We start from the raw sequence: 26,607 nt of genomic DNA, 5'->3' as shown, positions 1-26,607 counted from the left end.
CGCGTCTCGCGCCCGTCACATCAATGAAAAATAGTGCCGTTTGACAGGCACGCCGCGCGCTTCCAGCTCCGCCTGCAAGTCCTGATGCGGTGGCAGAGCGTCCTGCGGGATCTGCACGCGGCGGGCGGCGGGGCCTTTCAGCACCAAACGCACCCGAACGGACAGATCCAGCCGCGTGTCAAATCGCACATGGTCAATCGCGGAGAGCCGCGCATCTCCCGTATGGCGCCCGCTCCACCAGCGGATCTGCGTCTCGTCCATCTCCAGCCCGGCGGCGCGGTTCCGGATGACGTCCCAGAGCATCGGCAATGTCACCGCAAAGAGGCCGCCAACAATCCAGAGCGAGGCGCTCAGCCACAGCAGGCCCAGCACAAGGCCCCCCCAGATCACGCCGAGTGTCAGAATGGCGGTCAGGTTGCGGCCGGCGCGCTCGAACTTGTAGCTCACCGCCCGCCCGCGACATCAAGGAAAGCGCCGGAGACATAAGACGCCTCATCCGACAGCAGCCACAGTGCAGAGGCGGCGATCTCTTCGGCAGTGCCTGCGCGGCCCAGCGGGATCTTGTCGCCCATGCCCTTGAGCCGGTCCGGCTGGCCGCCCTTGGCGTGAATTTCCGTCTCGATCGGGCCGGGACGCAGGCAGTTGACGCGAATGCCCTCGGGGCCAAGTTCCACGGCCATGCCTGTGGTCATCGTGTCTATCGCCCCTTTGGCGGCGGCGTAATCGGTGTACTCATTCGGCGCGCCGAGCCGGGCGGCAACGCTGGAGATATTCACGATACTCCCGCCTTGCCCCCAATCGCGCATTTGCCCGACAGCACGGCGGCAGACCTCCAGCGCGCCAAAGACATTCACCGCAAAGACATGATGCACCCGCTCCGGCGTCAGATCGGCAATGCCCGCCTTTGGGGCCACGATCCCTGCGTTGTTCATAAGGTGCAGCGGGGCAGGGGGCAGCGCCGCGATTTGCGCGAACATCGCCGCCACCGCTGCCATGTCCGCCACATCCGCGCCGATCACATGAGCCTTGGCGCCCGCGGCCTCGACGTCCTTTGCCACCGCCTCGGCCCCCGCCAGATCCCGGCCATAGTGGACCACCACATCCGTATATCCTTTCGACGGCGCCATACGCGCGGTCGCGGCCCCAATACCGGCGCTGGCGCCGGTGACAATCAGGGTTTTGCTCATGAGAGAATCCTCGTCACCATCTCGTTGACGTCCCGGCTGAGGTTCGGCTTGGCCTTGATCCGCTCCAACGCGGCCTTGGCATGGGCCTGCCGCCCGGCGTCATAGCGTTTCCACGTCTGGAAGGCGGCGCACATGCGGGCGGTGGTCTGCGGGTTCTTGTCATCCAGCTTTATCAGCCAATCGGCAAGCAGCGCATAACCCGCGCCATCGGCCCGGTGGAAGCCCGCATGGTTGCCAATCAGACTGCCCAGCACCGAGCGGAAGCGGTTCGGGTTGGTCCAGTCGAATTTCTCATGCTCTGTCAGAGCTTTGGTCACCTCAACGGCGCGCGCAGGGGAGGCCATGCCGGCTTGCAGGCCAAACCATTTGTCCATCACCAGCCGGTCATCCTGCCATTGCTCATAAAACGCCTGCAGCGCGCCCTCGGCCTTTTCGGCGCGCAACAGCGCGGCGAGGGCGGAGAGTTGCAGCGTCATGTTGTCGGCCCCGTCAAACCGCGCCTGCGCCGCCTTGCCGCCATCGAGACGGCTGATCAGATGCATGACCCCATTGCCAAGCGCGCGCTTGCCGGTCTGTTCGGCATTCGGGGCGTAGGGGGCGGTGACAAGCGCCTCTTCGGCCAGCTTCGGCAAGAGGTCCGCCCAGCGTTCGGCGCGGAACTGTTGCAGGGTTTGCAGCGCGTCATAAATCGCGTCCGGATCCGGGGTGTGGCCGCGCTCGTGCAACTCCTGTGCCAGTTGGCCCTGTCCCGGCAGATCGAGCATGGAGGCGCGGAAGTCCGGGTCAAGCGTGCTGTCGCGCAGGAGTGTTTCCAACCCGTCGAGCCAGAGCGTGTCGGGCGTGGCCCCGTCCGTGATCATGCCCAGCAGGCATTCGCGGGCGAGCACATTGCCCGCCTCCCAGCGATTGAACGGGTCCGTGTCATGGGCCAGCAGAAACGCGCGATCCTCGCGGCTCATCTCGCGGGTCAGCACCACGGGGGCGGAGAATTCTCGCAGGACAGAGGCCATGGGCCGGGCGCTCAGGCCTTTGAACTCAAACGACTGTTTCGCCTCAGTCATTTCCAGAACGGTGGTAGGCTGTATCTCATCCCCATTCGGCGACAGCAGCCCCACGGCGATGGGCAACACCTGCGGCAGCTTCTCATCCTGACCGGGGGTGGGCGGCGTGTGCTGCTCGAAACTCAGGGTAAAGGTGCCGTCGTCCCAGGCCTCCGTCACCGACAGGCGCGGGGTGCCGCTTTGCGAATACCAGCGCTTGAACTGGGACAGATCGCGGCCCGTGCTGTCTTCGAACACGCGCAGCCAGTCTTCGATTGTCGCCGCATCGCCATCGTGACGGTCGAAGTAGAGGTCCAGTGCCGATGAATAGGCCTCATCCCCGACAAGCCGTTTGAGCATCCCGATGACCTCGGCGCCTTTCTCATAGACGGTGGCGGTGTAGAAGTTGTTGATTTCCTGAAAGCTTTCCGGGCGCACCGGATGCGACAGCGGGCCCTGATCCTCGGGGAACTGCCGCCCGCGCAGATCACGCACATCGTTGATCCGTTTGACCGCCGCCCCGCGCATGTCGGAGGTGAACTGCGCGTCGCGGAAGACGGTCAGGCCTTCCTTGAGGCAAAGCTGAAACCAGTCGCGGCAGGTGATGCGGTTGCCGGTCCAGTTGTGGAAATACTCATGCGCAATGATCGCCTCGATGCGTTCGAAGTTGTCATCTGTGGAGGTCTCCGGGGAGGCAAGCACGCAGGAAGAGTTGAAGATATTCAACCCCTTGTTCTCCATCGCGCCCATGTTGAAGTCATCCACCGCGACGATGTTGAACACACCCAGATCATACTCCCGGCCATAGACGTCCTCGTCCCATTTCATCGACGCCTTGAGCGCTTCCATGCCAAAGGCGCATTTGCCTTCATCACCGGGGCGGACATAGATGTTGAGGTCTACCTTGGTGCCGGATTTGGTGGTGAAGGTATCGGGGTGATTGCGCAGATCGCCCGCGACCAGAGCAAAGAGGTAAGCCGGTTTTGGCCAGGGATCATGCCATTCGGCAAAACCGTCCCCCGCCGCGCCGGGATTGCCGTTCGAGAGCATGACCGGCATGTCCGATTCCACGCGAACGGTGAAAACGGACATCACATCGGGGCGGTCGGGATAATAGGTGATCTTGCGAAACCCCTCGGCCTCGCACTGCGTGCAATACATGCCCGACGACATGTAAAGCCCTTCCAGTGCGGTGTTGTTGGCCGGGTCAATCTCCACCTCCGCTTCCCACAAGAACGCGCCGCTCGGCACGGGGCAGGTGATGCCGCCGTCCGTTTGTTCGGGCGTGACTGTCTCGCCATTGATGGCCGCGCGGATCAGGGTCAGCTCTTCGCCATGCAGGAAAAAGTCCTGCTCCGGGGCGTTTGGGTTGGGGGAGAAGTGGATTTTGGCGATGACCCGCGTGGCATGCGGGGCAAGGCGGAAGGTCAGATGCACATCCTCCACCTGCCAGCCAAAGGGGGTGTAGTCCTTGAGATAGATGGTGGTGGGGGCGGCGTCTTTCATGGCGGACCTTTCGGGGCGAATAGGGTGTGTCAGAACAAGTGTTAGGCGGGTGTGGGGAGGTCTGCAATGGCGCAACGTATTGGAATTGAGGTGGAGCGATCTACGTCCCTGTCCATGAAGCAGCGCAAGAAATCCGACCTGCCGAGCAAGACCTGCGCCACCTGTGGACGGCCGTTTGTCTGGCGCAGGAAGTGGGCAAAGGTCTGGGAAGAGGTGCGCTATTGCTCGGAGCGTTGCAGGCGCGATAGGCAAAAGCTGCGTATGGAGGGTTAACGCTCTCTCAACGCCCGCTTGCTACTCGTTAACCACGCCAAAACTGGCGTGGAAAGGAGTAGACATGAAGGAAAACACATTCCGTGTACTGACCATCACTTTGATGGTTCTGACCATAGCAGTCATGATTTTCATGGGCTGAAAAAGGTCGCCCCCGGCGTGCTGCAACACGCCGGGGGCATTTAGAAATGGAGCGTTCATGAACGTCCACAATCCGTGTTCTCAAAACATATCACCCCACCCCGTTAATTTCAAGTTAACGGAACGGGGAGGGGGCTACTCCGCGGCGCGCAGAGGGGCCCCTTTCGGCGCTTCCACCACCTCGTCGGTCCAGACAATTTCCGGCGCCTTGGTGCGGGCAGCTTCGCGATTCAGCGCCCAGTTGCGGGCCGCTTTGCTGGTTTTGCCCAGTGAGAGCTTGGCCAGCAGGCGGGCGAACCACAGCGCGTAGGTCGTGGCCCAGACCCGCAGCGCCAGCATCGACGGGGTGAAGACCAGCGTCAGCACCGTCGCGATGCCAAGGCCGAAGACCACCGCCGTGGCGAGGTTCTTCCACCACAGCGCCGTCGGGCTGTCCACGGAGTAGCCGCCGCCAAAGAAGTCCACCGACAGGCCGAACATCATCGGCGCAAGGCCCGCCATGGTGGTGATCGTCGTCAGCAGAACCGGGCGAATGCGATCCTCGGCGGTGCGCACGATGGCTTCGATCCGGGGCATGAACCGCGAATAATCCTGATAGGTGTCGATCAGAACAATGTTGTTGTTCACCACGATCCCCGCCAAGGCCACGATGCCCGTGCCGGTCATGATCACCGAGAAGTACTGACCCATGACCAACATCCCGATCAGCACGCCCGTGGTCGACAGGATCACGGCAAGCAGCACCAGAACGGAGTTGTAGAAGCTGTTGAACTGCGCCAGCAGGATGATGAACATCAGCCCCAGCGCCGCGCCAAAGGCCTGCCCGAGGAAGGCCTGGCTTTCTGCCTGGTCTTCCTGATCGCCGGTCCATTCCCATGTCACGCCCGCAGGCAGCGGGTTGGCTTCGAGCCATGCCGTTAGCGTGGCGATGCGTTCGTTGGCCTCGATCGGGGTCAGGCTGAGCGCGCTGATCTCCGCCTTGACCGCGTCGAGCGTGCGCCCTGCGCCAAGCTGTACCAGCTCCAGCGGATCACCGTTCGGCGCGGCGAACTCGGCCCCGCCCTGCGACGGCGCATCGTCCAGACGGCGCACCGTGGCCCAGATCGCGCCGTCCTCATCGGTCAGCTTGGACAGGCCCGCAGCCACGCCCGCCTTGACGTCGAAGTAGCGCTGCTGATCCACGCGGTTGATCTCCGCCAGCTTCTCAACCGGGGTGCGGGTGATGAAGTTGGCGAGCGGCACAAGGCCGCCCTGGGTGCGGATCTTCAGCGTGTCGAGCGTCGACATCACGCGGTCTTCTTCGGGCAGGCGCACGCGGATTTCGATCTCCTCGTCCGAGCTGTCCACCCGCATGGTGTCGAGCAGCACGCCGCGCGTCACCAGCTGCACCATCGCGCCGACAGTGGCGACGTTTGCGCCATAGCGGCCCGCCTTTTCCACGTCCACGTCGATCTGCCAGTCGATGCCGGGCAGGGGGCGCGTGTCCTCGATCTGGGTCAGGCCGGGCAGGGCGGCGAACTGATCCGCCGCAAGACCGGTGGCCGTCAGAAGCTCGTCCCAATCGTTGCCCTTGATGCGCAGGTGCACGGGTTTGGCGCTGGCCGGGCCACGCGCCTGCGCAAGGATTTCCACCTTCACGCCGGGGATCTGCTCAAGCTGTGCGGTCAGCTCGTCGATGATCAGATCGCCGTCGTAATCCGGAGCCTTGATCGCCTTCATCACCGTGTGATTGATGATCGGAATGGTGAACCACGGCTCGCTTGCGTCCGGGCGATCATCCCATGCGATGGTCTCGAACTGGACCTGACCGATGGTGTCCTTGGGCGGCTGCGCGCCGCCAGTGTTGTTGTCGAGCCCGCCTTCACCGGCAAAGGCAAAGGCTGTCCAGATACCGGGATGCGCCATGACCATGCGCTCGGCTCGCTGCACCAGCGCGTCTTTCTCGGCCAGCGAAAGGTTGCCGCGCGCACGGACATAGACGATGCCCTGTTCCGGCTCGCTTTCGACGAAGAAATCAACGCCGTTGTTGTTGTTGCCGTAATAGATGAAGACCGAACCGACCATGACAAAGACCGTCGCCACAATCACCAGCGGCCCCGCCGGGTTGGTGGCAAACAGCGCGATGAAGCGGCCGAACAGGCTGCGGCGATAGCCGGACTTGATCGCCTTGGGCTTGGGCCGACCAAAGACGCGGTAACGCAAAGCCGTCAGACCGTCGCCGATGCGCGCCGGAATGGCGGCAAGGCTGAGCATGAAGGTCAGCGCGCCCCCCAGCGCCAGCGCCGCGAGGAAAACCACGCCAAGCGCCAGCAGGAAGACGGTCAGGAAGGTCGGCACAACCGAGCCAAGGATGTTCGCCCCGTCCATGGTGCCGAACTGACCCCCCATGAGCGTGAAGAGCTGCGGCACCAAAGCGCCCGCCGCCACGATTGGCAGCGCAGCGATGATCAGCAAGCCCACATGCGCCAGCAGCGGCAGATGCGCGATCTGGGTGATGCGGTTCTTGAACCAGCGTTCGGTACGGCCAAGCACGCCGCCCATGACCGGCAGGTAGACCAGCGCCACCACCAGCGAAGCGGACAGAACGAAGATCAGCGTCACGGGGAGCATCCCCATGAACTGCCCCGGCACACCGGGCCAGAAGAGCATCGGCAGGAAGGCGCAAAGCGTGGTCGCGGTCGAGGAGACCACCGGCCAGAACATGCGGTGCGCGGCTTCGACATAGGCATGCATCGGGCCAGTGCCTTCGGCAACGCGCTTGTCCGCGTATTCAACCACAACAATGGCCCCGTCCACGAGCATCCCTACCGCAAGGATCAGGCCGAACATGACGATGTTGGAAATCGTCACACCCATCAGCGCCAGAAGCAGGAAACACAGCAGGAAGGAGGTCGGAATGGAGAAACCCACCAGCAGCGACGGACGCAGCCCCAGCGAGGCCAGCACCACCAGCATCACCAGTGCGATGGCGGTCAGAACCGACCCTTCAAGCTGGCTGACCATGCTCTCGACCTGACGGCTCTGATCGTTCGAAGCCCCCACGTCCAGCACCGCGCGCAGCTCTTCGGGCCAGTCCTTTTCGGCCTCGGCAATCACTGCGCGCACCGCTTCTGCGGTGTCGATGATGTTGAAGCCCTTGCGCTTGACCACCTGCAACGCAACCGTGGTCTCGCCATTGAACCGGGCGGTGCCCGCGCGGTCTTCGAAGGTCAGGTTGATCGTGGCCAGATCGCCCAGCGTGACCACGCGGTCACCGTTCACCTTGACCGGCAGGTCATAGACGTCCTGCGCCTCGTCAAAGCTCGACGGGATCTTGACCGCAAAGGCCCCCTGTTCGCTCTCCACCTCACCGGCGGCGATCAGCTGGTTGTTGTATTGCACTACGTCGATCAGTTCGGCGGCGGTGACGTTGTAGCTTTCGAGCTTGAGCGGGTCGATCAGCACTTCGAGCATCTCGTCCCGGTTGCCCGCAATCCCCGCCTCAAGCACCGCGTCAATCGCCTCAACCCGGTCCTGCAGGTCCTTGGCGACGCGGTTCATCGTGCGTTCCGGCACCGGGCCGGTGAGGTTCACGATGATGATCGGGAACTCGGAGAAGTTGATCTCGTTGATCGAATACTTCTCGGCCCCATCTGGGAACTCCGCCTCGGCGGTGTTCATGGAATCGCGCACGTCGGCCATGATCTTGGTCTTGTCCCAGCCGAACTCGAACTCCAGCGCCAGACCGGCATAGCCTTCGGCGGCGGTGCCGGACATGCTCTTGAGCCCGTCGAGATCGGACAGTTCCGTCTCCATCGGCTTGACCAGAAGCGTCTCCGCATCGGCGGCGGAAATGCCGGGGAAGGGGACCGAAACAAAGAGCGCCGGAATCTCGATGTCCGGCTCGCCTTCTTTCGGCAGGCTCACGTAGGAGTATCCTCCAACGATGATCGACAGCACAATGAAGGCGACGATCATCCGGGCGCGATCGGCAGCCCAGTCGATGATTCCGGTCATTGGGTGACCTCCTCGTACACCGGCTCAACCCGCACGCCTTCGGTGACGTACTCCTGGCCGATGGTGATGACGTTGACCGTTTGCGGCATGTCGCCCAGCAGCACCCCGTCGCGTGTGTCGCGGATCAGGGTGACGGGCTGGAACCGAACGTGGTTCTCCGCATCCACCGTGCGCACCCCCAGCTTGCCCTCATCGTTGAGCGCAAGCGCGGATTGCGGCAGCAGGTGCGCAGGCGCGCCTTCGGCTTCGATGGCGATCTCGGCGGTCTGGCCGTCCCGGATCGACAGATCCGAGTTGTCGACGGTCAGCTCTACAAGGAACGTGCGGGTGACCGGATCGGCGCTGCGCGAGACAAAGCTGACCTCGCCAACCACCTCGCGCCCATCCACCAGCCGCGCCCCGGCGCGTGCGCCAAGCATCACGCGGGCCACGTCCTGTTCCGGCACATAACCTTCGATCTTGATCGGGTTGAGCTGGATCACCGTGGCGCAGGCGCCGCCGGTCTGCAGCAGCGCGCCAAGTTCCGCCGTGTCGCTCTCCAGAACGCCCGCGAAAGGCGCATGGATGCTCAGGCGCTGGATGTCCTTGCCCACCGTGGCAAGCGCCGCTTCGGCACTCTGGATGCCGCTCAGGGCGTTCTCTTCCCCAGCCTTGGCCGTTTCGATCCCGGCGCTTGCGCCTTCCAGCGCCGCCTTGGTGGAACTCACCGCCGCGCGCGCGCCCTCAAGGCGGCTCTTGGCGGATTCAACGGCGGCGCGGGCGCTCTCGATATTGCTGCGCGCGCTTTCGATGCCGGCCTTGGCGTTCTGGATCTGGCTTTCGGCGGCGCGCACGGAGGCGGCTGCGCTTTCGACCTGGCTGCGGGCCGATTCGACCTGCGCCTTGGCCCCTTCAAGGTTGCCGCGGGCCTGTTCCACGGCGGCCTCGGCGCCTTTGACCCCGGACAGCGCGGTCTGCTCTCCGGCCTTGGCGCTCTCGAAGGCGGCTTCAGCAGAGGCCAGCGCAATCTCACCGGCAAAACCGCGCTGGTTCAGCTTGGAGTTGGCGTTGAGGCTGATTTCCGCCTCGCGCACCCGTGCCTGCGCCTCTTTGAGACGCGCTTCGGCTTCGGGTTTGCCCGCTTCGGCCTGCGCCAGCGCGGCTTCGGCGGCGGGCACATTGGCCAGCGCCTGGTTCAACGAGGCGGCTGCGGCGGGAATCATGGCCTTCGCCTCTTTCAGGCGGGCCTCCGCTTCGGGCAGGCGGGCCTGCGCTTCGAGCAGAGCAGCTTCGGCGGCGGGCACACCGGCGTGTGCCTGCGCAAGGCTGGCTTCGGCGGCTGGCACACCCGCTTCCGCCTCAAGGATCGACGCGCGGGCTGCGGGTTCCTGCGCCACAGCCTCGGCAAGGCGGGCACGGGATTCGGGCAGGCGAGCCTTGGCTTCGGCCAGCCGGGCCTGCGCTTCCTGCAAGGACACGCCGCGCGTGCCGGGGTCAATCTCGCACAGAAGCTGGCCTTCCTCGACCAGCGCCCCGCGCCGCAGCGGCTCGTTCACCACCTTGCCCGCGGTCTCGGCGCGCACCTCGACCTGACGCAGGGCGGCGGTCTCGCCGCGCAGGATCACCGCGCTGTCCACTTCGCGCGCCTCGGAAACCACGGCCATCACCCGGATCAGCGGCGCGTCATCACCGCCAGTCTCTGCCGTGGCCGTATCCGCCGGAGCCTCCTGCGTTGCCTCCGGCTCGGCGCTGCCACCGGAAAGCGCCGCGTTCAGCGTGTCACGCTCGATCACCACCATGTAAAGCAAGCCGGAGACGGCGATGGCCGTTGCTATGGGAAGTACCCGCATTGTTGTCTCTCAATCCTTGCCCCGCGATCAGACCAATCAGATGCGGGGCCTCTTGTTTCCTGCGCGCAAAAGGAGACTCAGCCCCCGGCGACTTTCCTGAACCGTTTGGTTCAGTTTAGTGCGCCCCTGAAGGGCCTTCAAGGCGCAGAGCGCCGCAGAACATGGTGTTTTGTGTGAAAACATGGCGGTTTGTTGCGCATAGGCGCACAATTCTCTGTGCGCGCCGGGATTTTGCGCATCTCGCTTCGTGAATTTCCGCCGATCCGCGCGCGGCCTATGCCTTGGCAGTCCCGCTTCCGCGCGATAAGAGAGGGCAACCAGGCCCGCGTGACGGGCGCGAATGGGAGCCGCCCTGTGAGCGATACCGACAGTTTCATTGACGAGGTGACCGAAGAGGTCCGCCGCGACAAACTCTTTGCCACGATGAAGAAATACGGCTGGATTGCCGTTCTGGCCGTGGTGGTTCTGGTGGGCGGCACCGCCTGGCGCGAATACAGCCGCGCGCAGGCCGAGGCGCAGGCGCAGGGCTTTGGCGATGCCATCACGGCAGCGCTCGAAGCCTCGGAGCCGGACGCGCGTATCGCCGCACTGGACGAGATTGCCACCGATGAGCCGGGCGCGCGCGCCGTGCTCGACATGCTGATCGCCGCCGAGAAAGGCGCGGCTGGCAGCGACGTCGAAGCCGTGCGCCAGTTGCAGGCGGTGGCGAACAACGCCGATGTGCCGCAGATCTACCGCCAGATCGCCAGCTACAAGGCGCTGTCGCGCAGCGCCGATGCGCTGACGGTGGACGATCGCCGCGCCGGGCTTGAGGCGCTCGCGGTGCCTGGCCAGCCGCTGCGGCTTCTGGCCGAGGAACAGCTTGCGCTGATCGACATCGAGGTGGGCAATCCGGACGCGGCTTTGGAGCGGCTGAAAAGCATCGCTCAGGATTCGGAGGCAACGGCAGGCTTGCGCCGCCGCGCGTCTCAGTTGATTGTGGCCTTGGGCGGGTCTTTGGACGATCTGACGGTCGACGTTCAGGACAGCTGAACGGGTAGGTATTTCAAGCCGTCTCCGGATCGCCGCGAAAAATCGGCGGCGCATGGGGCGGCAAGTGAAGGGGGCAGGATATGCTGCGCACGGCAACTCTGGTCACGGGCCTTGGCCTGATCGCGCTCGCAGGCTGCGAAGAACGCGAGGAAATCCTGCCCGGTGAGCGCCTTGGCGTGCGCGACGTGCTGGAAACCCGGATCGACCCGCTGGCCGACACCGCTGAGAACCTCGCCCGCGCCGTTTCGCTGCCCGCGCAGCAAAGCAACGCCGACTGGGCGCAAAGCGCGGTCTCGCCCTTTGCCCGCACCGACAACGCCGCCTTCTCCGGCAGCTTCCAGCCGGTCTGGGAAGTCAACATCGGGGCAGGGGACAGCCGCCGCAAACGTCTCAACGTGGACCCTGTGGTCGCGGGCGGGCGCGTCTTTACCATGGACAGCGAGTTTGTCGTGCGCGCCACCACCACCGCCGGCGCGCCGCTGTGGAGCCATGATCTGACCCCGCTGCGCGAGAAGAACTATCAGGCACAGGGCGGCGGCATCGCTTATCATGATGGCCAGCTCTACGTGTCCTCCGGCTTTGGCACCGTCACCGCCTTCGATCCGTCGAACGGCACGGAGATCTGGACCCAGCGCCTTGGCAACACCGCCACCGGCGCGCCTTCGGTGCGCGGCGGGCTGGTCTATCTCGTCTCCGGCGACGCCCTTGCCTGGGCGCTTGAGGCGGACACGGGCCGCATCCGCTGGCAGATGGACGGCACCGGCGACGTGGGCAATGTCGCGGGCGCGCCCGCCCCGGCGCTTGGCGCCAAACGCGTGGTCTTTGCCTTTGGCAACGCCTCGGTGCAGGGCGCTTTCCTGCAAGGCGGCCTGAAGCTCTGGACCGCGGAAATTCTCGGCCGTCGCAACGGTGTGGCGCTTTCCAGCATCGACGACATCACCGGCGATCCGGTGATCGTGGGCGATACGGTTTACGCGGGCAACCACTCGGGGCGCTTCGTGGCGCTTTCGGTGGCCAACGGTGATCGTCTGTGGACCGCACGCGAAGGCGCGCTTGGGCAGGCCTGGCCGCTTGGCAGCGATTCGATTGCCTTTGTCAGTGACCGCAACGAACTGGTCCGTCTGGACGCCACCACTGGCGAGACGATCTGGGCGGTGGACCTGCCGGGCTATGTCCCGACGCGCCGCAACCCGCAGCGCCGTCGCGATGCGGCCTTTGCCAACCACGGCCCGATCCTTGCGGGCGGGCGTCTGATCGTGGCCAGCTCAGATGGCTTTATCCGCAGCTTCAACCCCGAAGACGGCGCGGAACTGTCCCGTGTCGAGATCAAGGGCGGCGCAACCACGCGTCCCGTGGTCGCGGGTGGCACCCTGTATGTGATTTCCGGCAACGGCACGCTGCACGCCTATCGGTAAAGGGTCAGGCGGCGGCTCGGGGCTGTTCCAAAGAATCCGGCCTCACCATCGCGCCCCCTTCCATCGCCAACAGAATTCCTGTAAGCCGCGCGACTTGAATGCGGAGCAAGCCTCATGTCCTTTTCCCTCGCCATTGTCGGACGCCCCAACGTCGGCAAGTCGACCCTGTTTAACCGCCTTGTGGGCAAACGCCTCGCGTTGGTCGACGACCAGCCCGGCGTAACGCGCGATTTGCGCGAAGGCGAAGGACGTCTGGGCGATCTGCGCTTTACCGTGATCGACACCGCAGGGCTTGAGAACGAAACCGACGACAGCCTGCCCGCGCGTATGCGCCGCCTGACGGAGCGCGGCGTGGACATGGCCGATGTCTGCCTGTTCCTTGTGGACGCCCGCGCCGGAATTTTGCCGGATGATCAGGTGTTTGCCGAGATCCTGCGCAAACGCGCCAAGCACATCATCGTGGCTGCGAACAAGGCCGAAGGCGCTGCCGCAGATGGCGGTGTGATCGAGGCCTACAGTCTTGGTCTGGGCGAGCCGATCCGCCTGTCTGCGGAGCATGGCGAGGGTCTCAATGACCTCTATTCGCAGCTACTGCCGCTCTCCGAAGAGTTCGAAGGCCGTGCCGCCGCCGAAGCGCCCGAAGTGGAAGTCTCGCTGAGCGAGGAAGAGGCCGAGGAAGGCGATGACGCCGTCCCCATGCCGACCGAAGCCAAGCCGCTGCAAATCTGCGTCGTGGGCCGCCCGAACGCGGGCAAATCCACGCTGATCAACCAGATCCTTGGCGAAGACCGCCTGCTCACCGGCCCCGAGGCCGGGATCACCCGCGATGCCATCTCGGTCAAGCAGGAATGGGGCGGCGTGCCCATGCGCATCTTTGACACCGCTGGCATGCGCAAGCGGGCCAAGGTGCAGGAAAAGCTTGAGAAATTGTCTGTCTCTGACGGCATCCGCGCGGTGAAATTCGCCGAAGTGGTGATTGTGCTGCTCGACGCGGCCATCCCGTTTGAAGTGCAGGACCTGAAGATCGCCGACCTTGCCGAACGCGAAGGCCGCGCCGTGGTTGTCGCCGTGAACAAATGGGACATCGAGGACAACAAACAGCAGAAAATGCGCGATCTGCGTGAGAGCTTTGAACGCCTTCTGCCGCAGCTGCGTGGCGCGCCGCTGGTGACGGTCTCGGCCCGCACCGGCAAGGGCCTCGACCGGCTGCAACAGGCGGTCATGGATGCCTATACCGTGTGGAATCGCCGCGTGCCGACAGGGCAGCTCAACCGCTGGCTCGCCTCCATGACAGAGCGCCATCCGCCCCCCGCGCCGCAGGGCAAGCGCATCAAGCTGCGTTACATGACCCAGGCCAAGAGCCGTCCGCCGGGCTTTGTGGTCATGTGCTCACACCCGGACAAACTGCCCGCGTCGTACTCGCGTTATCTGGTCAACGGGCTGCGCGAAGACTTCGACATGCCCGGCACGCCTATCCGGCTCAGCATGCGCGGTCAAAGCGATCAGAACCCGTTCAAGGGACGCCGCAAGAAGAACGCCGGGGCGCTGAAAAAGCACCTTGGCGGCTTGCAGTCCAAGAAGGGCGGCGAGCGGAGTTAATCCCTTATTTCGGCGTGGCTTTTTCGAGCGCCAGCCCGTCGGCCCACGTGCCGTGCAGGGTGCCGTCTGACATGGTCACGTAGATCACCGGCGGCTGGCCCGGCGCCCAGTTGATCGTCAGCACCCGACCCTCCAAAGGGCCGTAGCCGGAGTAGGCCGTGCCGCCCACCAGCCAGTCGGCGGCAACGGTCATGCCGTCCTGGCTCAGAGCCAGCGTGCCTGTGTAGGTCGAGCCATCCGCATTGCGCCCGGCAACGGTGTACTGACCGGTCAGATCGGCTGCGGCGAGTGTCGGCAGGGCGGCAAGGGTCACGGCGGCAAGAGGGCGCAGGAACATCGGTCAGTCCTTTTGTTGGCAGCGTCTTGCCCAGCCTAGCGGCTGGTCGCGACGTTGGGCAAGGGCTTGACCCTACCCGCCCCGGAGCTGATCCGGGGGAGCTCCAGCCCACCGCACGCTGCCCTAACCGATTGTTCACAAGCAAAAGGCAGGCTTGCCCGCGGTACCAACTGAACTTCGGATTGATCCGCATAGGCTCTGACAAAGCCAAAGCGGCAGCCCCAACGGGGGATGTTCGATCTGATCAGACGAATACGCCGGGAGATAAACGCCCCGGCCATGAATATCCGTATCTTGGCGGCCGCCTTTTTCAGGCTCTCACATCACATATAAGGCAAACCCCTGTCCGGCAGACCCCGCCGTGGCGGGCCAAAGCGCAGCGCTTTAAGAATGCTCCTCGGCCGCCGTTGCGGCCAGCGCGCGGTTGTAGGCCTTGAGCGCATCCACGTGGAACAGCGCGCCTTGCAGGATCGGCAGGCCTTCTTCGTTCAATGTCACCACCGGCAGGAACGCCACGCCGCTCTTGTCAAACAGCGGCAGGGCGGTTTCCAGCGTGGCCGAGGACAGCACATAGAGCCCCTGATCGATCATGTCGAAACAGGCCTGCTCGTCCGCCGCCTGCTTGTCATCGGGCTTGCGCATGACCCCCTGCACCCGGAACATGGCGAGCAGATAGGCCTGCGGTCCAGCGGCCAGATGCACGTTGCGGCGCTCAAGCTGGCTGAGGAAGAAACTGCGATCCACCAGACGCGAGGCCAGCGCCGTGGACATGGAGACAGAGACCATCACCGCCAGCCCGGTCTGCCAGTCGCCGGTCAGCTCAAAGACAATCAGCGTGGTCGAGATCGGCGCGCCCAGCACCGCCGCCGCAACCGCGCCCATGCCGGCCAGCGCATAAAGCGTAAAGGCCGACGAGGCTTCCGGGAACAGCCCGGTTGCGATATGGCCGAACACCAGCCCGGTCAGGGCACCGATCATCAGCGAGGGCGAGAAGATACCGCCGCCCATGCGCCCGGCGAGGGTGATGGCGACAGCGGCGACCTTGATCACCGCAAAAATAAAGGCCTCGTGCAGCAACAGCCCGCCGGAGAGTGCGCGCGAGGTGGTCTCGTAGCCGACCCCGATGATATGCGGAAACCAGATCGCCAGCGCTCCGAGCAGCAGCCCGGCCACCGCAGGGCGCAGCCAGCGCGGCAGACCCATACGGTCCTGCAATGCGCTTTCGAAGTCATCGGCAAAGAACACCGAGCGCATGGTGATCACCGCCACCAGCCCGCAGACAAGGCCCAGCAGGAAGAAGGCGGGCAGTTCGAGGTAGAACTCCACCGTGGTGGTGCCGGGCAGCACAAATTCCGTCACATCGCCATAGAACAACCGGTTGATCACCGTGCCCGCCGCGCTGGCCACCACAATCGGGGCAAAGGCGTGCAGGGCGAAATGGCGTAGCACCACCTCCAGAGCGAACAGCGCGCCGGCGATCGGCGCGTTGAAGCTGGCTGAGACAGCGGCGGCCACGGCACAGCCCAGAAGATCGCGCCCGGTGATGCCATCGACGCGCAGCGTGTTGGCAACCCAGCTCGACAGCATGGCGGCGATATGCACCACCGGTCCTTCGCGGCCCGAACTGCCGCCGCTCGACAGGGTCACAAGCGCGCAAAGCGCCGAGGCGATCCCGGCTTTCTTCTCGACCCGCCCGTCGCCAAGCGCCGCCCCTTCGATCACGTCGGCTACGGTGCGCACCCGCCCGTCCGGCGTCATGGTCTGCAGGATGATGCCCACCACAACCCCGCCGACCACCGGGATCAGAAGCACCCAGACCCAGGGCAGCCCTTCGGCAAAGCTGTGCAGCATGTTGACGTCTTCGGTGCCGTAGATCCACGCCTGCAGCGTTTCAATCGACCAGCGGAACAGGATGGCGGCAAAACCGGAGGCGATGCCAAGGCCAAGCGCAATGAACCAGAACTGGATCTGCGACGGGCCTTTGTGGCGCAGCAGATCCCAGCCGCGCGAGGAACTTACCGCGGCAAGGTGTACCTGTTTTCTGACGAAGCCCCACAAAAAGGCATCCCCTTATCCCGCGACTTCCCCCTGCCGCGTGGGACCGCTACAGTGCGTTAACACATTTGGAGAGACAGTCATGCAGATCACGCAGGCATTGGAAGACCTTTCCCATGTCCTAGGCGAACGCCTGAGCCGTTCCAAGTCCGATCTGGCACAGCATGGCCAATCCGAGAGCTATTTTCCCGAAACCTTGCCCGATGCGGTGGTTTGGCCCGAATCGGAGGCAGAGCTGCGCCGGATCGTGCAGATTTGTGCGCGACATGATGTGCCGCTGGTGGGCTGGGGGGCGGGGACGTCTCTGGAAGGGCATGCTTTGGCGGCGCGCGGCGGGGTGGTTGTCGATTTTGCCCGCATGAACAAGATTCTTGAGATCCGGCAGGCGGACATGGATGTGACCGTGCAGCCCGGTGTCACCCGCGAGGCCCTGAACGAGGAACTGCGCGCCACGGGGTTGTTCTTTCCGGTCGATCCCGGCGCTAATGCCTCTCTTGGTGGCATGGCCATGACCCGCGCTTCGGGCACGACCACGGTGCGCTATGGCACCATGCGCGACAATGTCATGGGGCTGCGCGCGGTTCTGGCAGACGGGCGGGTGATCCACACCGGCACGCGGGCGCGCAAATCGGCGGCGGGCTATGATCTGACCGGGCTGTTTGTCGGCTCCGAAGGGACGCTCGGCCTCGTGACGGAACTGACCCTGCGCCTGCACGGCATCCCCGAGGCCACCAGCGCCGGCATCTGCGCGTTCCCGGACATGGGCAGCGCCGTGGAGGCGGTGCAGGAGACCATCCAGATGGGCATTCCGATGGCCCGCATCGAATTTGCCTGCGCCGACACCGCCCGCGCCTTCAACGCCTACGCGGGCACCTCCATGCCCGAAGCGCCGCATCTGATGGTGGAATTCCACGGCTCGCGCGAGAGCACGCAGCAGGACGCGAACCGCTTTGCCGAGATCGTCGCCGATCATGACGGCTCGCGGTTTGAATGGTCCGCCCGCGAAGAGGAGCGCCGGGCGCTCTGGGCTATGCGGCACAACGGCTACTATGCAATCCTCGCCTCGCAAAAAGGCGCGCGGGCGGTGGTGACGGACATCTGCGTGCCGATTTCGCGGCTGGCGCAGGCGGTGGAAGAGACGCAGATGGACATCGCGGCCTCGCCCCTGAACGGGCCGATCCTCGGGCATGTGGGGGACGGGAACTTCCATGCGATCCTGCTCGTTGACCCGGAGGATCCAGCGCAGCTGGACGTGGCCAAGGCGCTCTCGCACCGCATGGCGGAACGCGCACTGATGCTGGGCGGCACCTGCACCGGCGAGCATGGCATCGGCATGGGCAAGACCGATCTGATGGAAGCCGAGCATGGCGCAGGCTGGGACGTGATGGGCGAAATCAAACGCGCGCTTGACCCAAAGGGGCTGATGAATCCCGGGAAACTGGTTCGCGGGAATTGAATTGGGATAGAGCTTTTCAGCAGAGTTCTAGGCACCTTTGCGCGGAATCAAGCCCGAAGGGCGCCGCGCCATCGACGGGCCGTCCCGTCGCACCAAAGGTGCGCCGACATGATCTCGGTACGCCTCTGGCGTGGCGGCACGGCGATTGGGTGGTCGTATCGAGCTACACCGGCCTAGCGCGCTGGTTGCTACGATAAATCGAGGGGATCAGAGGGAAGATCGCCGCACCACGGCCCGTCAATGGCGCGGCTTGTGCGTTACAGTCAGGCGCTGAAAGGCGGGTTGCCAGAAGGCATCACAATACCCGCGACAAAAACGCCTTTGTCCGCGCTTCTTTTGGTGCGCCAAAGAGTTGCTCCGGGGGACCCATCTCCAGAATGCGGCCCTGATCGAGGAAGCAGACCACATCCGCCAGCTCTCGCGCAAACCCCATCTCATGGGTGGCCAGCACCATGGTCATGCCGTCATCCCGGAGACTGCGCAGCACGTCCAGAACCTCGGCCACCAACTCGGGATCAAGCGCCGAGGTGATCTCGTCAAAGAGCATGATTTCGGGGCGCATCGCCAAGGCGCGGATGATCGCCACGCGTTGCTGCTGGCCTCCCGACAGCTGGTCCGGATAATGTTCCATCCGGTCGGCAAGACCAAAGCGCTCGAACAGCGCCGTGACCTCGGGGCGCAGGGCGTCCCGGGACAGGCTCTTGATCCGGCGCGGGGCGAGCATGACGTTTTCGATCGCGCTCATGTGCGGGAAGAGATTGTAGCTCTGGAAGACCATGCCGATGCGCTGGCGCACTGGTTGCGGGTCAAGGCCCGGCTCGGAAATGTCCTGCGCACCCAGCACGATACGCCCGTCATCAATCGGCTCCAGCAGGTTCATGCAGCGCAAGAGCGTCGACTTGCCGGAGCCCGACGCGCCGATCAGGCAGACCATCTGCCCCGGCTCGATCACCAGATCAATGCCGTCCAACACGCGGTTCGCGCCAAAGGCCTTCTGCACGTTTTCCATATGCAGCCGGTCCATTACGAGCGCGCCTTTCGCTGCTTGTTCATCAGGTGATCGGCATAGCGCGTGGCGGGGATGGTGATGGCGAGAAAGATGATCGCGGCGCCCACGTAAGGGGTGAAATTGGCCATGAGGGACTTGTAGACGCCCGCCTGCCGGAAGATCTCGACCGGGCCGATGAAGCTCAGCAGCGCCACGTCTTTTTGCAGCGCGACAAAGAGGTTCATATTGGCAGGCACCACCCGGCGCAGGGCTTGGGGCAGGATCACGAAACGCATCGTGTCGGTCTGGCTGAGACCGAGCGAGAGAGCGGCGGCCCGTTGGCTTTGGTGAATGCTCTCGATGCCGGAGCGGATCACCTCGGCCACATAAGCGGCATAGACAAGGATCAGCGCAAGGCTGCCCCAGAGGTAAGGCGAGTTCCACGGGCGCGGCAGGCCAAGACCGGGGATGCCGAAGCCGATGAGGTAGATCACCAGGATCACCGGCAGGCCCCGGAAGACGTCCGTATAGAGGATGGCCACAAGGCGCAGCGGGTAGAGCGCCGGGCTGCGGATGTCCCGCATCAGGGCGACGATCAGCCCAAGCGCGGCGATGAGCGGCGCGCACCACAAGAAGATGGCGACATCCATGAGGAAGGCCTGCGCGAGACCGGGAAAGGTCTTGGCGAAAACCTCGGCGTTGAAAAAGCTGCGTTTGACCGCCGCCCAGCCCGGGGCGAGCGGGATGACCGTGATCAGCGCAAGGATCACCGCGCCGGTGGAGGCGGCGGCGATGCGCGTGGCACGGCGGCGTTGTCTGGCCTCGAAGGCCTGGCGGCGGGTTGGGGTGGTCATCTGCTCGGCAGGGGAAAATTTCTCGGGGGAAATTTTGTTTGGGGCGCTGCCCCGCCGCGGCCCGTTGGGCCGCGACTCCCCGAGGTATTTAGTGGCCCAAAGAAACCGGGATTACTTGATCACCGGCACGGCGGTGGCCTCTTCGAGCCATGTGGCTTCGATTTCCGCCAGTTTACCGCTGTCCTTGAGCGCTGTGAGCGCGGCGTCGACGCAAGGTTTCAGGGCGCTGCCTTCTTCCATCAGAATGCCGAACTCATCGGGGTTTTCTGTGCGCGCCGCCGGGAACTGACCGAGCAACGTGCCGCCGTCGACGACAACCGCCGAGAGGTAGAGCGCGGTGGGCAGATCGAAGAGGGCGGCGTCGATCTGGCCTGCCTGCAGGGCGGCGGTGACATCAGCGTTGTCACCGTAGAGCAGCGGGTCTTTCTCCGGCTGGATCAACTCGCCCAGCATGGGCACGGCGGTGGTGTTGGCGTCTGCGCCCCAGATCAGTGATTTCAGGCTGTCCGGGGTTGCGGTGGCGCCTGCCTCGACGACTTTCTTCGTTGTCAGGACGGCCATGGCGGAGGCGTAGTAAGGTTCGGAGAAGTCGACCATTTTCTCGCGGTCTTCGGTGATGGAGAACTGCTGGAGGTTGAGGTCGAAGTCCTTTGCGCCGGGCTGGATCGCCTGATCGAAGGAGGTACGGGTCCATGTGACCTGATCGGCGGAGAAGCCCATCTCGGCGGCCAGCGCATAAGCGACGGCGGCTTCATAGCCTTCGCCGCTTTCCGGGGCATCGTTCATCACCCAAGGGTAGTAGGCCGGGTTGCCGGTGGCGATTGTCAGCGTGCCGTCCGACAGGGTTTTGCCTGCGGCACAGTCGTTTTGTGCCGTGGCGGCGGTGGCAAGGACAAGCGCGGCGGCGGTGGTGATCCAGAGTTTCATGAGGCAGCTCCCGTTGGCTTTTGCCCCAGAGTTGCGCCGCCCGCCTGTCTTGTCCAGTGGATTCGCCTCAATAGCCGCAGACGGAGCCCGCCGTGGCCAAAACCTGTTCAGGGTAGGCGGGCAGGCGCATGAAGGTCACGCGGCGGTTTTCCGGCGCGCGCGGATCATAGGTGTTTTTCAGCACATGTTCGCCAAACCCCACCGGATAGAGCGGCAGGGTCACGTAACCGCCGGTCAGCGCGGCGGTGACAGAGGTCGCGCGCCGGTGTGACAGATCACAATTGTAGGCGTGCGAGCCGACGGCGTCCGTATGGCCGATAATGGCGTAGGATGCGCCGCTCAGGGCCGGGTCCTGAAAGGCGGTGATCAGGCCAGCCAGTTTGCCGATCTGGTCAGCGCGGACATGGGCGCTGTTGTAGTCGAACTCGATGGTGACGGCGACGGCGGGCAGGGCGATTTTGCCGTGGTCCGGCGGAGGTGCCGTGTAGTCGGGCGCGTGCTGGGGGGGCTCGGGCTGGGCGGTCACATGGCCGTCGTTAAGATCGAGCACGAGCGTTTCGAACTGGATGGCGGAGCCTGTGGCGCTTTCAAAGGCCAACCCTTCGGCGCTGTCCGAGACGGCGGCGCAGTTGGCCGCTGTTGGTTCGGACAGGCAGGCGGCGAGGGCCGATTGCGGGGCGGCGGGAGGCTGCATCACCTCGCTTTGGCCGGGGATGAAGATTTCCCCGGTTTGGGCCTGAGCCATGAAGGGCAGCAGCGACAGGATGAGTGCGCCAAATGCAGAGGTGAAGACGTTTCTTGGGTCTCTTGTCTCCGGATCGCTTGTCGATCCGGTTCGCACCCGACCTCGCCCCTCAGGGCGGGTGCGAAGTGGCGCAACCCCTGAATAGCCGCAACGTGGGTGCATTTGAGCGATGTCTGTGCCGAGTTCCTGACCCGCCCTCGAGGTCGGGTGCGAACCTGTTTTGTGCTCAGAGAAAACTATCATGCCACCCTCCCTCAATGCGCCGTGACGGGCGCGGAAATTTGCGCTTTGGCCACATGGGGATTGTGCGAGGAGACCGCCTTGAAGCTTGCGCCGCTCAGGGTCTGGTGCTCATCACCCAGATCCAGCGCCAGCACTTCGTTCACGATGGTCTCGTAGGCACCGACACCCTTGGCGTTCTGCGAGACGTCGCAGGAAACCTGCGAGGTGTCGCGCGTTTCGGCGTGGATCGCGTGGCTGTCGCCGTTGCAGATCGCCAGAATGGTTTCGACCCCGACATATTGCGTCTTCAGCGAGCCGCGCGGCGGGAAGACATACTGGCTGCCGCCGGGGATGACATCGTCTGGCAGAGCCGGATGCGGGTAGAGCACGCAGGACCGTTTGTGATCGTCGATGTTGATCAGGGTCAGGCGACAATCATGCTTGGGCTCGACGATGATCTTGAGACCTTCGCCCACCTTGTAAGACGGCTTGTCGGTGTAGACTGTCAGATGGCTCTGCTGCGGCGCGCTGTGCTGGCCGGGATCAAACGGCGGCGCCTTGGCGGCATCATCATAAGACGTGGGCACATGGGCCGGTTTGTGTGCCGGGGGCGGGGGCGGCGGCGGGGTGTGGCCCGCACCGGTGATGACCTTGGAGACCGAAGCGGTCAGATGCGCGGGCTTCGGCTTGGACAGCGGGATCGGGCGGTACTCTGTCACCTTCTCCAGCAGCACCGGATAGGCCGCTGTCCATTCGTCGCGGGCAATGGGCGACTGGTCAAGCCGCAGGATCAGGCTCGCCATGTCATGGCCGACAAACCCGGCGCGCTGGCGCAGCATGTCTTCGCTCATACCGAGCTCATTGGCGGCCTGGGCGAAGTTGATGAAACGGTCGACGTGATAGACAAAAAGGCCCCGCACCGGCTCAAGCCCGCCTGCGGTGATCTCCGGGTCCAGCCCGGCGCTGCGCATGGCGCCAAAGAACTGCTCGGTGTCGGCGGCGAGGTATTTGGCCACCTCATCCTGACCGGGGTAGATCTGATCGACGATCTGGCGCGATTCCGGGGAGAGCGAGAAGTCGGCCATGGCCACGTCACGCACCTTGTCCTCGTTCAGGCGGATGCCCTTGGAGTGACAGGAAATGCAGGAAATGCCGTTGACCACCTCACCGGTGCCGTCGCTGTAATCGTCGTCGCGCACGATCGAGGTCGGGCCAACATCAAGACGCGCGCCGGTTTCGGTGTTCAGGTAATAGGCGTGAAAGCCGTTCGGCAGGGTAAAGATCGACTCCCCGCCGTCATGCTGGAAGGCCAGCTCTTCGCCAAAGGCTTCCTTCGGGCCAAGCGGATACTCGAAGAAGCTCTGCCGTTCCTTCGAGCCGGCGAAATCATAAGACGTCCAGAAGAACCCGGTGCTGAGCGCGTGGCGCTCGATCAGGCGGTTGTTGGTGGACACACCCGAGTTCTGGAACCCGGCGCGGATCACCTGGCCGCTCTTGATATTGGCCACCATGCTCAGGCCCAGCTTGGCCTCCAGCCCCTGCACCGTGTCGGGCAGACCGAGCAGGTCATAATAGAGCGGCGAGACAGAGGCCGTCGCGGCGAACCAGTCGGCGCGGATGATCGGCACATGGGATCCGGCCATGTGCTGAAGCTGGCTCAGGTTCGGGTCCGTGCCGCTGTTCATGGCATAGGGATATTGCGCGGCGAGATGCTCCCACGTCTCTGCGGTCCAGTCGATTTCCGGCAGGTAGATGCGCATCAACACGCCATGCGGGTCCACCGGTTCAAAGCGGTAGGGCGTGGGGTTCCACGACAGGGCGTTGACCAGCTTGACCGTGGCGGCGGTGTAGCCTTCGAGGTTCTCGGCCGTGACGTCCGTGTCATTGTGCAGCGTGCGCAAGCTGAGGTAGCGGATCTGGTCGCGGCGGTTGGTGGGCTGTGCGGCAAGGTCCGCCTGGGCCAGCGCGAACATCTCTTCCATGGGCACAAACTCCCGCGCGGGCGGCGCGGCGTTGGCCAGTTCGGTGATCCAGTCAGAGACCAGCTTCATCTCCGCATCGGTCGGGAAGCATTCGGACATGGTGCAATCGTCCGGCATGGCCGGGAAGCTGTATTCGCCAATCACATCATAAAGCTTGGAGCCGATGGGCTGGCCCTGGATCACGTATTTCGTGTCCTGCGCGAGGCGTTTGAGATCAAGCACATGGCCAAAGCCGGACTTGGCCTTGTCCATGCCTTCCTTCAGCGCGCCATCCTGGTGGCAGCGCGCGCAATGCTTGTCGAGCACCGCGTAGGCGGCCTTGTCCAGATCGCTGGCCATCTCGGGCAGCGGCATGGCGTCATTGGCAAAAGCCGGGGCGCTCAGCAGGGCGAAAACGGAGGCGTACAATGGGGTTTTCATGAAGTCTCTCCTGTTGGCTACTCAGCCGGGAAATGTCAGTTGCACTGAATTCTCAGATATTTCTTGGAGGCCCAGCCGGTGGCTCCGGCGATGCCCCGATACGGGCTTTTGCACTGGCCGGAGGCGCAGCGGACCATGGCCCAGTTGCCGCTCTGCCGCAGCACGGTCACGCGGTCGCCGAGGTACAGCTCGGTCAGGCGGCGACCGGTTCTGGTGTTTGGCTCGCTGCGCACCGACAGGAAGCCTGCGCCGGTGCTGGTGTTATACTGCGAGATCGGGCGCAGCCCGGTGACCCAGCCGGTGCAGGTGCGCGTGGCCGAAGGGCGGTTCGAGGTCAAAAGCGGCGAGTAGACCCAGCCGCGCGTGCCGCCCTTGGTGATGATGTTCGACCATTTTCCCGAAGAGCCGACCACGGTGACGGTCTGGCCCGAAGGGATTTCCGTCACGATCCGGTTCGAGGTGCTCGGCCCGCTTCGCACGTTGAGCGACATGTCGGAGTTGTTGTCCACATACATGGTGTAGCCCGACGGCGCGGGCGCACCGCCACCACCACCGCCACCACTGCCATAGACGATCTCCGCCACATAGCGGCTGCCGACAGAGCAATAGCTGTCGCTGGGGATCGTGCCTTGGGACTTCAGCTGCGCCAGCCGCGCGTCGGCGCGGGACTTCGAGGTGGTCTCATAAACAACGCCGTAATAGCCGTTGGACGCATGGAAGATCCGCGTGCCCGTGTGCCGGGGGAACCATTGCGCGATGAAACGCTGGGCCTCGGAGACGGAGGTACGCGAGGCGGTCACGATGTAACATTGGTTCGAGCCAAGCGTGTAGTTGCCACGCACGGAGCGATAGCTGCCGGTATTGGTCGGCGGCGGCGGGGCGGGCGGGTTGTTGAGATAGGTGATCCGGTCGAGCACAACCCGGCTGATACAGGAGGTGTTGCTGCCGCAGGCGTCCCGCGTACCGGTGCGCCACGACCCCTGCTGGCTCGCGGAGGTGTGGCTCTGGCTGGAATAGGCGCGCGACATCTGCTCATCGAGACCGGCAAGATAAGCATCGTTGCAGATCGCCCACTCGGTGTTGTTCAGGTTCGCACTGCTGCACCACGGGCGCAGGTAGGTCGGCGTTTGCGGCGGGGCGGGCGGGGCCGGGGGCGTGGGATCGTGGGTCACAACGTTCTCACCGCCGGTATCGCCGCACTGGCTGGCCACATAGCCTTGGGCAAAGACCGCGTAGGGGTGGCCTTCGCAGAGGCTCAGGTAGGCGTCATAGGCAAAGCACTGGTTCAGATCCTTGGCCTCGGCGTAAAGCCCGTCGCACATGGCGGTCTTGTCTGCCCCGGCGGTGTCTTCGGTGGGCGGGGGCGTCTCGCCGCCACCGCTGGCGTCACTCACCACCCCGGAGCCAAGCCCGGCCACAAGCACTTGCGAGCGCTTGAGAATATCCTTCATCGGAATGGCAAAATTGACCGCATCGCGCTTTGAGCCCGCGTGGTGCAGACCAATCACCTGCCGCAGCGAGGTGTCGATCACCGGCGAGCCGGAGTTGCCCGGCAGCGTATCACAGGTGTGCAAAAGCTGATGACCGGACAGGGCAGGGCGGTTGGCGCGGCACTTCTCGCGGCTGATGCGCTGGGCCTCGCCCATGGGGTGGCCAATGACCCAATAGGGATCGCCGTCCTGCGGCACGCCGCCTGACAGCTCCAGCATTCCGTATTCCGCCGAAGGGTTGCCGAGCACTTCGAGCACCGCGTAATCGAGATCTTCATGCGCCTCCACCGGGGCGGGTGAGACCGTGTAGGTGCGCGTGCCTTCCTCCACACCCTGCTGAACGTACCCGGCGACAAACTGCACCGCGTCGATGCGGGTCGCGCCGGTCTGCGTGTTGTCGAGGATACCCGGCACGCAGTGATAGTTTGTCAGGATATGTTTCTTGGAGACGATAAAGGCGGTGCAGGGGAAGATGCCCGCATCGGTCAGAATATCGAGCCGGCCCACCGAATGGCCCATGGTCGCAAAGACGCTCTGCGGCGAATAGTTCTGAATGCTTTCGTTGTTGTACTGGCCGACGGAGAGTTCAAACTGCATCCCGCCCGCCCCGGCGCTTTGCGTGCGCTTGAGCACGACGCTGCCATAGCTGTCACGGTCAAAGCCGATGATCTCCTGCGCGCTGGCAGGTTCGGGCAGGCTTGTGGCCGCAAAGGCGGCGGTCAGGGCAATCAAATGGCGCACGGTGTCCCCCCCGGGCAGATCGGTTGACGTAATGTCATACATGATCACGGCGCACCCCCGCGTCTGTCAACGCGGGAAAACCGGACCCTAGGCGGCGTGGGCTTACGGATGGGGGGAGGCAGAGGGGGCTGTGGAACGTCTGGCGAATTCGACTATTGCGTCAAAACGGGTTCAAAATCTGAGAAATAGCGCATCCAGAACTTGACGCAGAACGCGGCTAAAGGGGGAAGAGCCCAGAGTGCCGAGTTTGGGTTCGGGAGGATCCGGCTCAAAGAGCCTTGAGTAGTCATTCCCCTCACCATAAGCGCGGAATCAAGCCCGAAGGGCGCCGCGCCATCGACGGGCCGTCCCCGCGGCACGGCGATTGGGTTG

The 26,607-nt window shown here is 64.2% G+C and carries 18 protein-coding genes; 5 read left to right on the top strand and 13 right to left on the bottom strand.

What is annotated here, in order from left to right:
- Nucleotides 1–15 precede the first annotated feature (15 nt).
- Genes E4662_RS01520 through pepN form a run of 3 tightly spaced genes read right to left on the bottom strand, consistent with a single transcriptional unit; the run spans nt 16 to nt 3,733 of the window.
- Entirely contained in the window at nt 16–447 is a 432-nt protein-coding gene (locus tag E4662_RS01520) for a hypothetical protein (protein ID WP_136439479.1), read from the bottom strand.
- Nucleotides 444–1,187 (bottom strand): SDR family oxidoreductase, encoded by a 744-nt coding sequence (locus E4662_RS01515; RefSeq protein WP_136439478.1) that lies wholly within the window; start codon nt 1,185–1,187, stop codon nt 444–446. Before E4662_RS01515 ends, E4662_RS01520 begins: the two co-directional genes overlap by 4 nt.
- On the bottom strand, nt 1,184–3,733 hold the full coding sequence (gene pepN, locus E4662_RS01510; protein ID WP_136439477.1) for an aminopeptidase N: 2,550 nt from the start codon (nt 3,731–3,733) through the stop codon (nt 1,184–1,186). Before pepN ends, E4662_RS01515 begins: the two co-directional genes overlap by 4 nt.
- A 66-nt stretch (nt 3,734–3,799) precedes the next feature.
- Here pepN and E4662_RS01505 point away from each other — a divergent pair, with 66 nt between their 5' ends.
- Nucleotides 3,800–4,006: a DUF2256 domain-containing protein gene (locus E4662_RS01505; protein WP_240705085.1), complete on the top strand. Its 207-nt coding sequence runs from the start codon at nt 3,800–3,802 to the stop codon at nt 4,004–4,006.
- 276 nt (nt 4,007–4,282) lie between these two features.
- On the opposite strand, the gene E4662_RS01495 is transcribed toward E4662_RS01505, so the two are convergent.
- Both E4662_RS01495 and E4662_RS01490 read right to left on the bottom strand, forming a co-directional pair.
- On the bottom strand, nt 4,283–8,143 hold the full coding sequence (locus E4662_RS01495) for an efflux RND transporter permease subunit (RefSeq protein ID WP_136439475.1): 3,861 nt from the start codon (nt 8,141–8,143) through the stop codon (nt 4,283–4,285).
- Complete coding sequence (locus E4662_RS01490; RefSeq protein ID WP_240705084.1) at nt 8,140–9,972, bottom strand: efflux RND transporter periplasmic adaptor subunit; 1,833 nt, start codon at nt 9,970–9,972, stop codon at nt 8,140–8,142. Before E4662_RS01490 ends, E4662_RS01495 begins: the two co-directional genes overlap by 4 nt.
- A gap of 354 nt (nt 9,973–10,326) precedes the next feature.
- Here E4662_RS01490 and E4662_RS01485 point away from each other — a divergent pair, with 354 nt between their 5' ends.
- The 3 genes from E4662_RS01485 (at nt 10,327) to der (ending at nt 14,018) form a co-directional block, all read left to right on the top strand.
- Nucleotides 10,327–11,004 carry a hypothetical protein gene (locus tag E4662_RS01485; protein WP_136439474.1) on the top strand — a complete coding sequence of 226 codons (678 nt, stop codon included), beginning with the start codon at nt 10,327–10,329 and terminating at the stop codon, nt 11,002–11,004.
- Between the two features lie 80 nt (nt 11,005–11,084).
- Entirely contained in the window at nt 11,085–12,419 is a 1,335-nt protein-coding gene (locus tag E4662_RS01480) for an outer membrane protein assembly factor BamB family protein (protein WP_136439473.1), read from the top strand.
- Nucleotides 12,420–12,533: 114 nt separating this feature from the next.
- A complete protein-coding gene (gene der / locus E4662_RS01475) occupies nt 12,534–14,018 on the top strand; it encodes a ribosome biogenesis GTPase Der (RefSeq protein ID WP_136439472.1) in 1,485 nt (494 codons plus the stop codon).
- A 4-nt stretch (nt 14,019–14,022) separates the two neighbouring features.
- Here der and E4662_RS01470 read toward each other — a convergent pair whose 3' ends face one another.
- Entirely contained in the window at nt 14,023–14,355 is a 333-nt protein-coding gene (locus tag E4662_RS01470) for a hypothetical protein (protein WP_136439471.1), read from the bottom strand.
- Between the two features lie 384 nt (nt 14,356–14,739).
- Entirely contained in the window at nt 14,740–16,413 is a 1,674-nt protein-coding gene (locus E4662_RS01465; RefSeq protein WP_136439470.1) for a chloride channel protein, read from the bottom strand.
- A gap of 79 nt (nt 16,414–16,492) precedes the next feature.
- Between E4662_RS01465 and E4662_RS01460 the strand changes: the two genes are divergently transcribed.
- Nucleotides 16,493–17,866: an FAD-binding oxidoreductase gene (locus E4662_RS01460; protein WP_136439469.1), complete on the top strand. Its 1,374-nt coding sequence runs from the start codon at nt 16,493–16,495 to the stop codon at nt 17,864–17,866.
- A gap of 295 nt (nt 17,867–18,161) precedes the next feature.
- On the opposite strand, the gene E4662_RS01455 is transcribed toward E4662_RS01460, so the two are convergent.
- From E4662_RS01455 to E4662_RS01430, 6 genes are all read right to left on the bottom strand, one after another.
- Complete coding sequence (locus tag E4662_RS01455) at nt 18,162–18,890, bottom strand: amino acid ABC transporter ATP-binding protein (protein WP_136439468.1); 729 nt, start codon at nt 18,888–18,890, stop codon at nt 18,162–18,164.
- Entirely contained in the window at nt 18,890–19,708 is an 819-nt protein-coding gene (locus E4662_RS01450) for an amino acid ABC transporter permease (protein WP_136439467.1), read from the bottom strand. Before E4662_RS01450 ends, E4662_RS01455 begins: the two co-directional genes overlap by 1 nt.
- Before the next feature lie 111 nt (nt 19,709–19,819).
- Nucleotides 19,820–20,635, bottom strand: a complete 816-nt coding sequence (locus E4662_RS01445; protein ID WP_136439466.1) for an ABC transporter substrate-binding protein — start codon at nt 20,633–20,635, stop codon at nt 19,820–19,822.
- A gap of 67 nt (nt 20,636–20,702) precedes the next feature.
- A complete protein-coding gene (locus E4662_RS01440; protein WP_168797862.1) occupies nt 20,703–21,476 on the bottom strand; it encodes an OmpA family protein in 774 nt (257 codons plus the stop codon).
- A gap of 158 nt (nt 21,477–21,634) precedes the next feature.
- The gene (locus E4662_RS01435; protein ID WP_136439464.1) at nt 21,635–24,004 is read right to left on the bottom strand and encodes a DUF4384 domain-containing protein; all 2,370 of its coding nucleotides are present in this window, start codon (nt 24,002–24,004) and stop codon (nt 21,635–21,637) included.
- Between the two features lie 35 nt (nt 24,005–24,039).
- On the bottom strand, nt 24,040–26,277 hold the full coding sequence (locus E4662_RS01430; protein ID WP_136439463.1) for an SH3 domain-containing protein: 2,238 nt from the start codon (nt 26,275–26,277) through the stop codon (nt 24,040–24,042).
- Between the last annotated feature and the right edge of the window lie 330 nt (nt 26,278–26,607).

The sequence above is a fragment of the Pacificoceanicola onchidii genome (genome assembly GCF_004804335.1).
Taxonomy (GTDB): domain Bacteria; phylum Pseudomonadota; class Alphaproteobacteria; order Rhodobacterales; family Rhodobacteraceae; genus Pacificoceanicola; species Pacificoceanicola onchidii.
The sequence above is the reverse complement of the archived record's forward strand: the minus strand, read 5'-3'. Positions and strand labels throughout refer to the sequence as shown.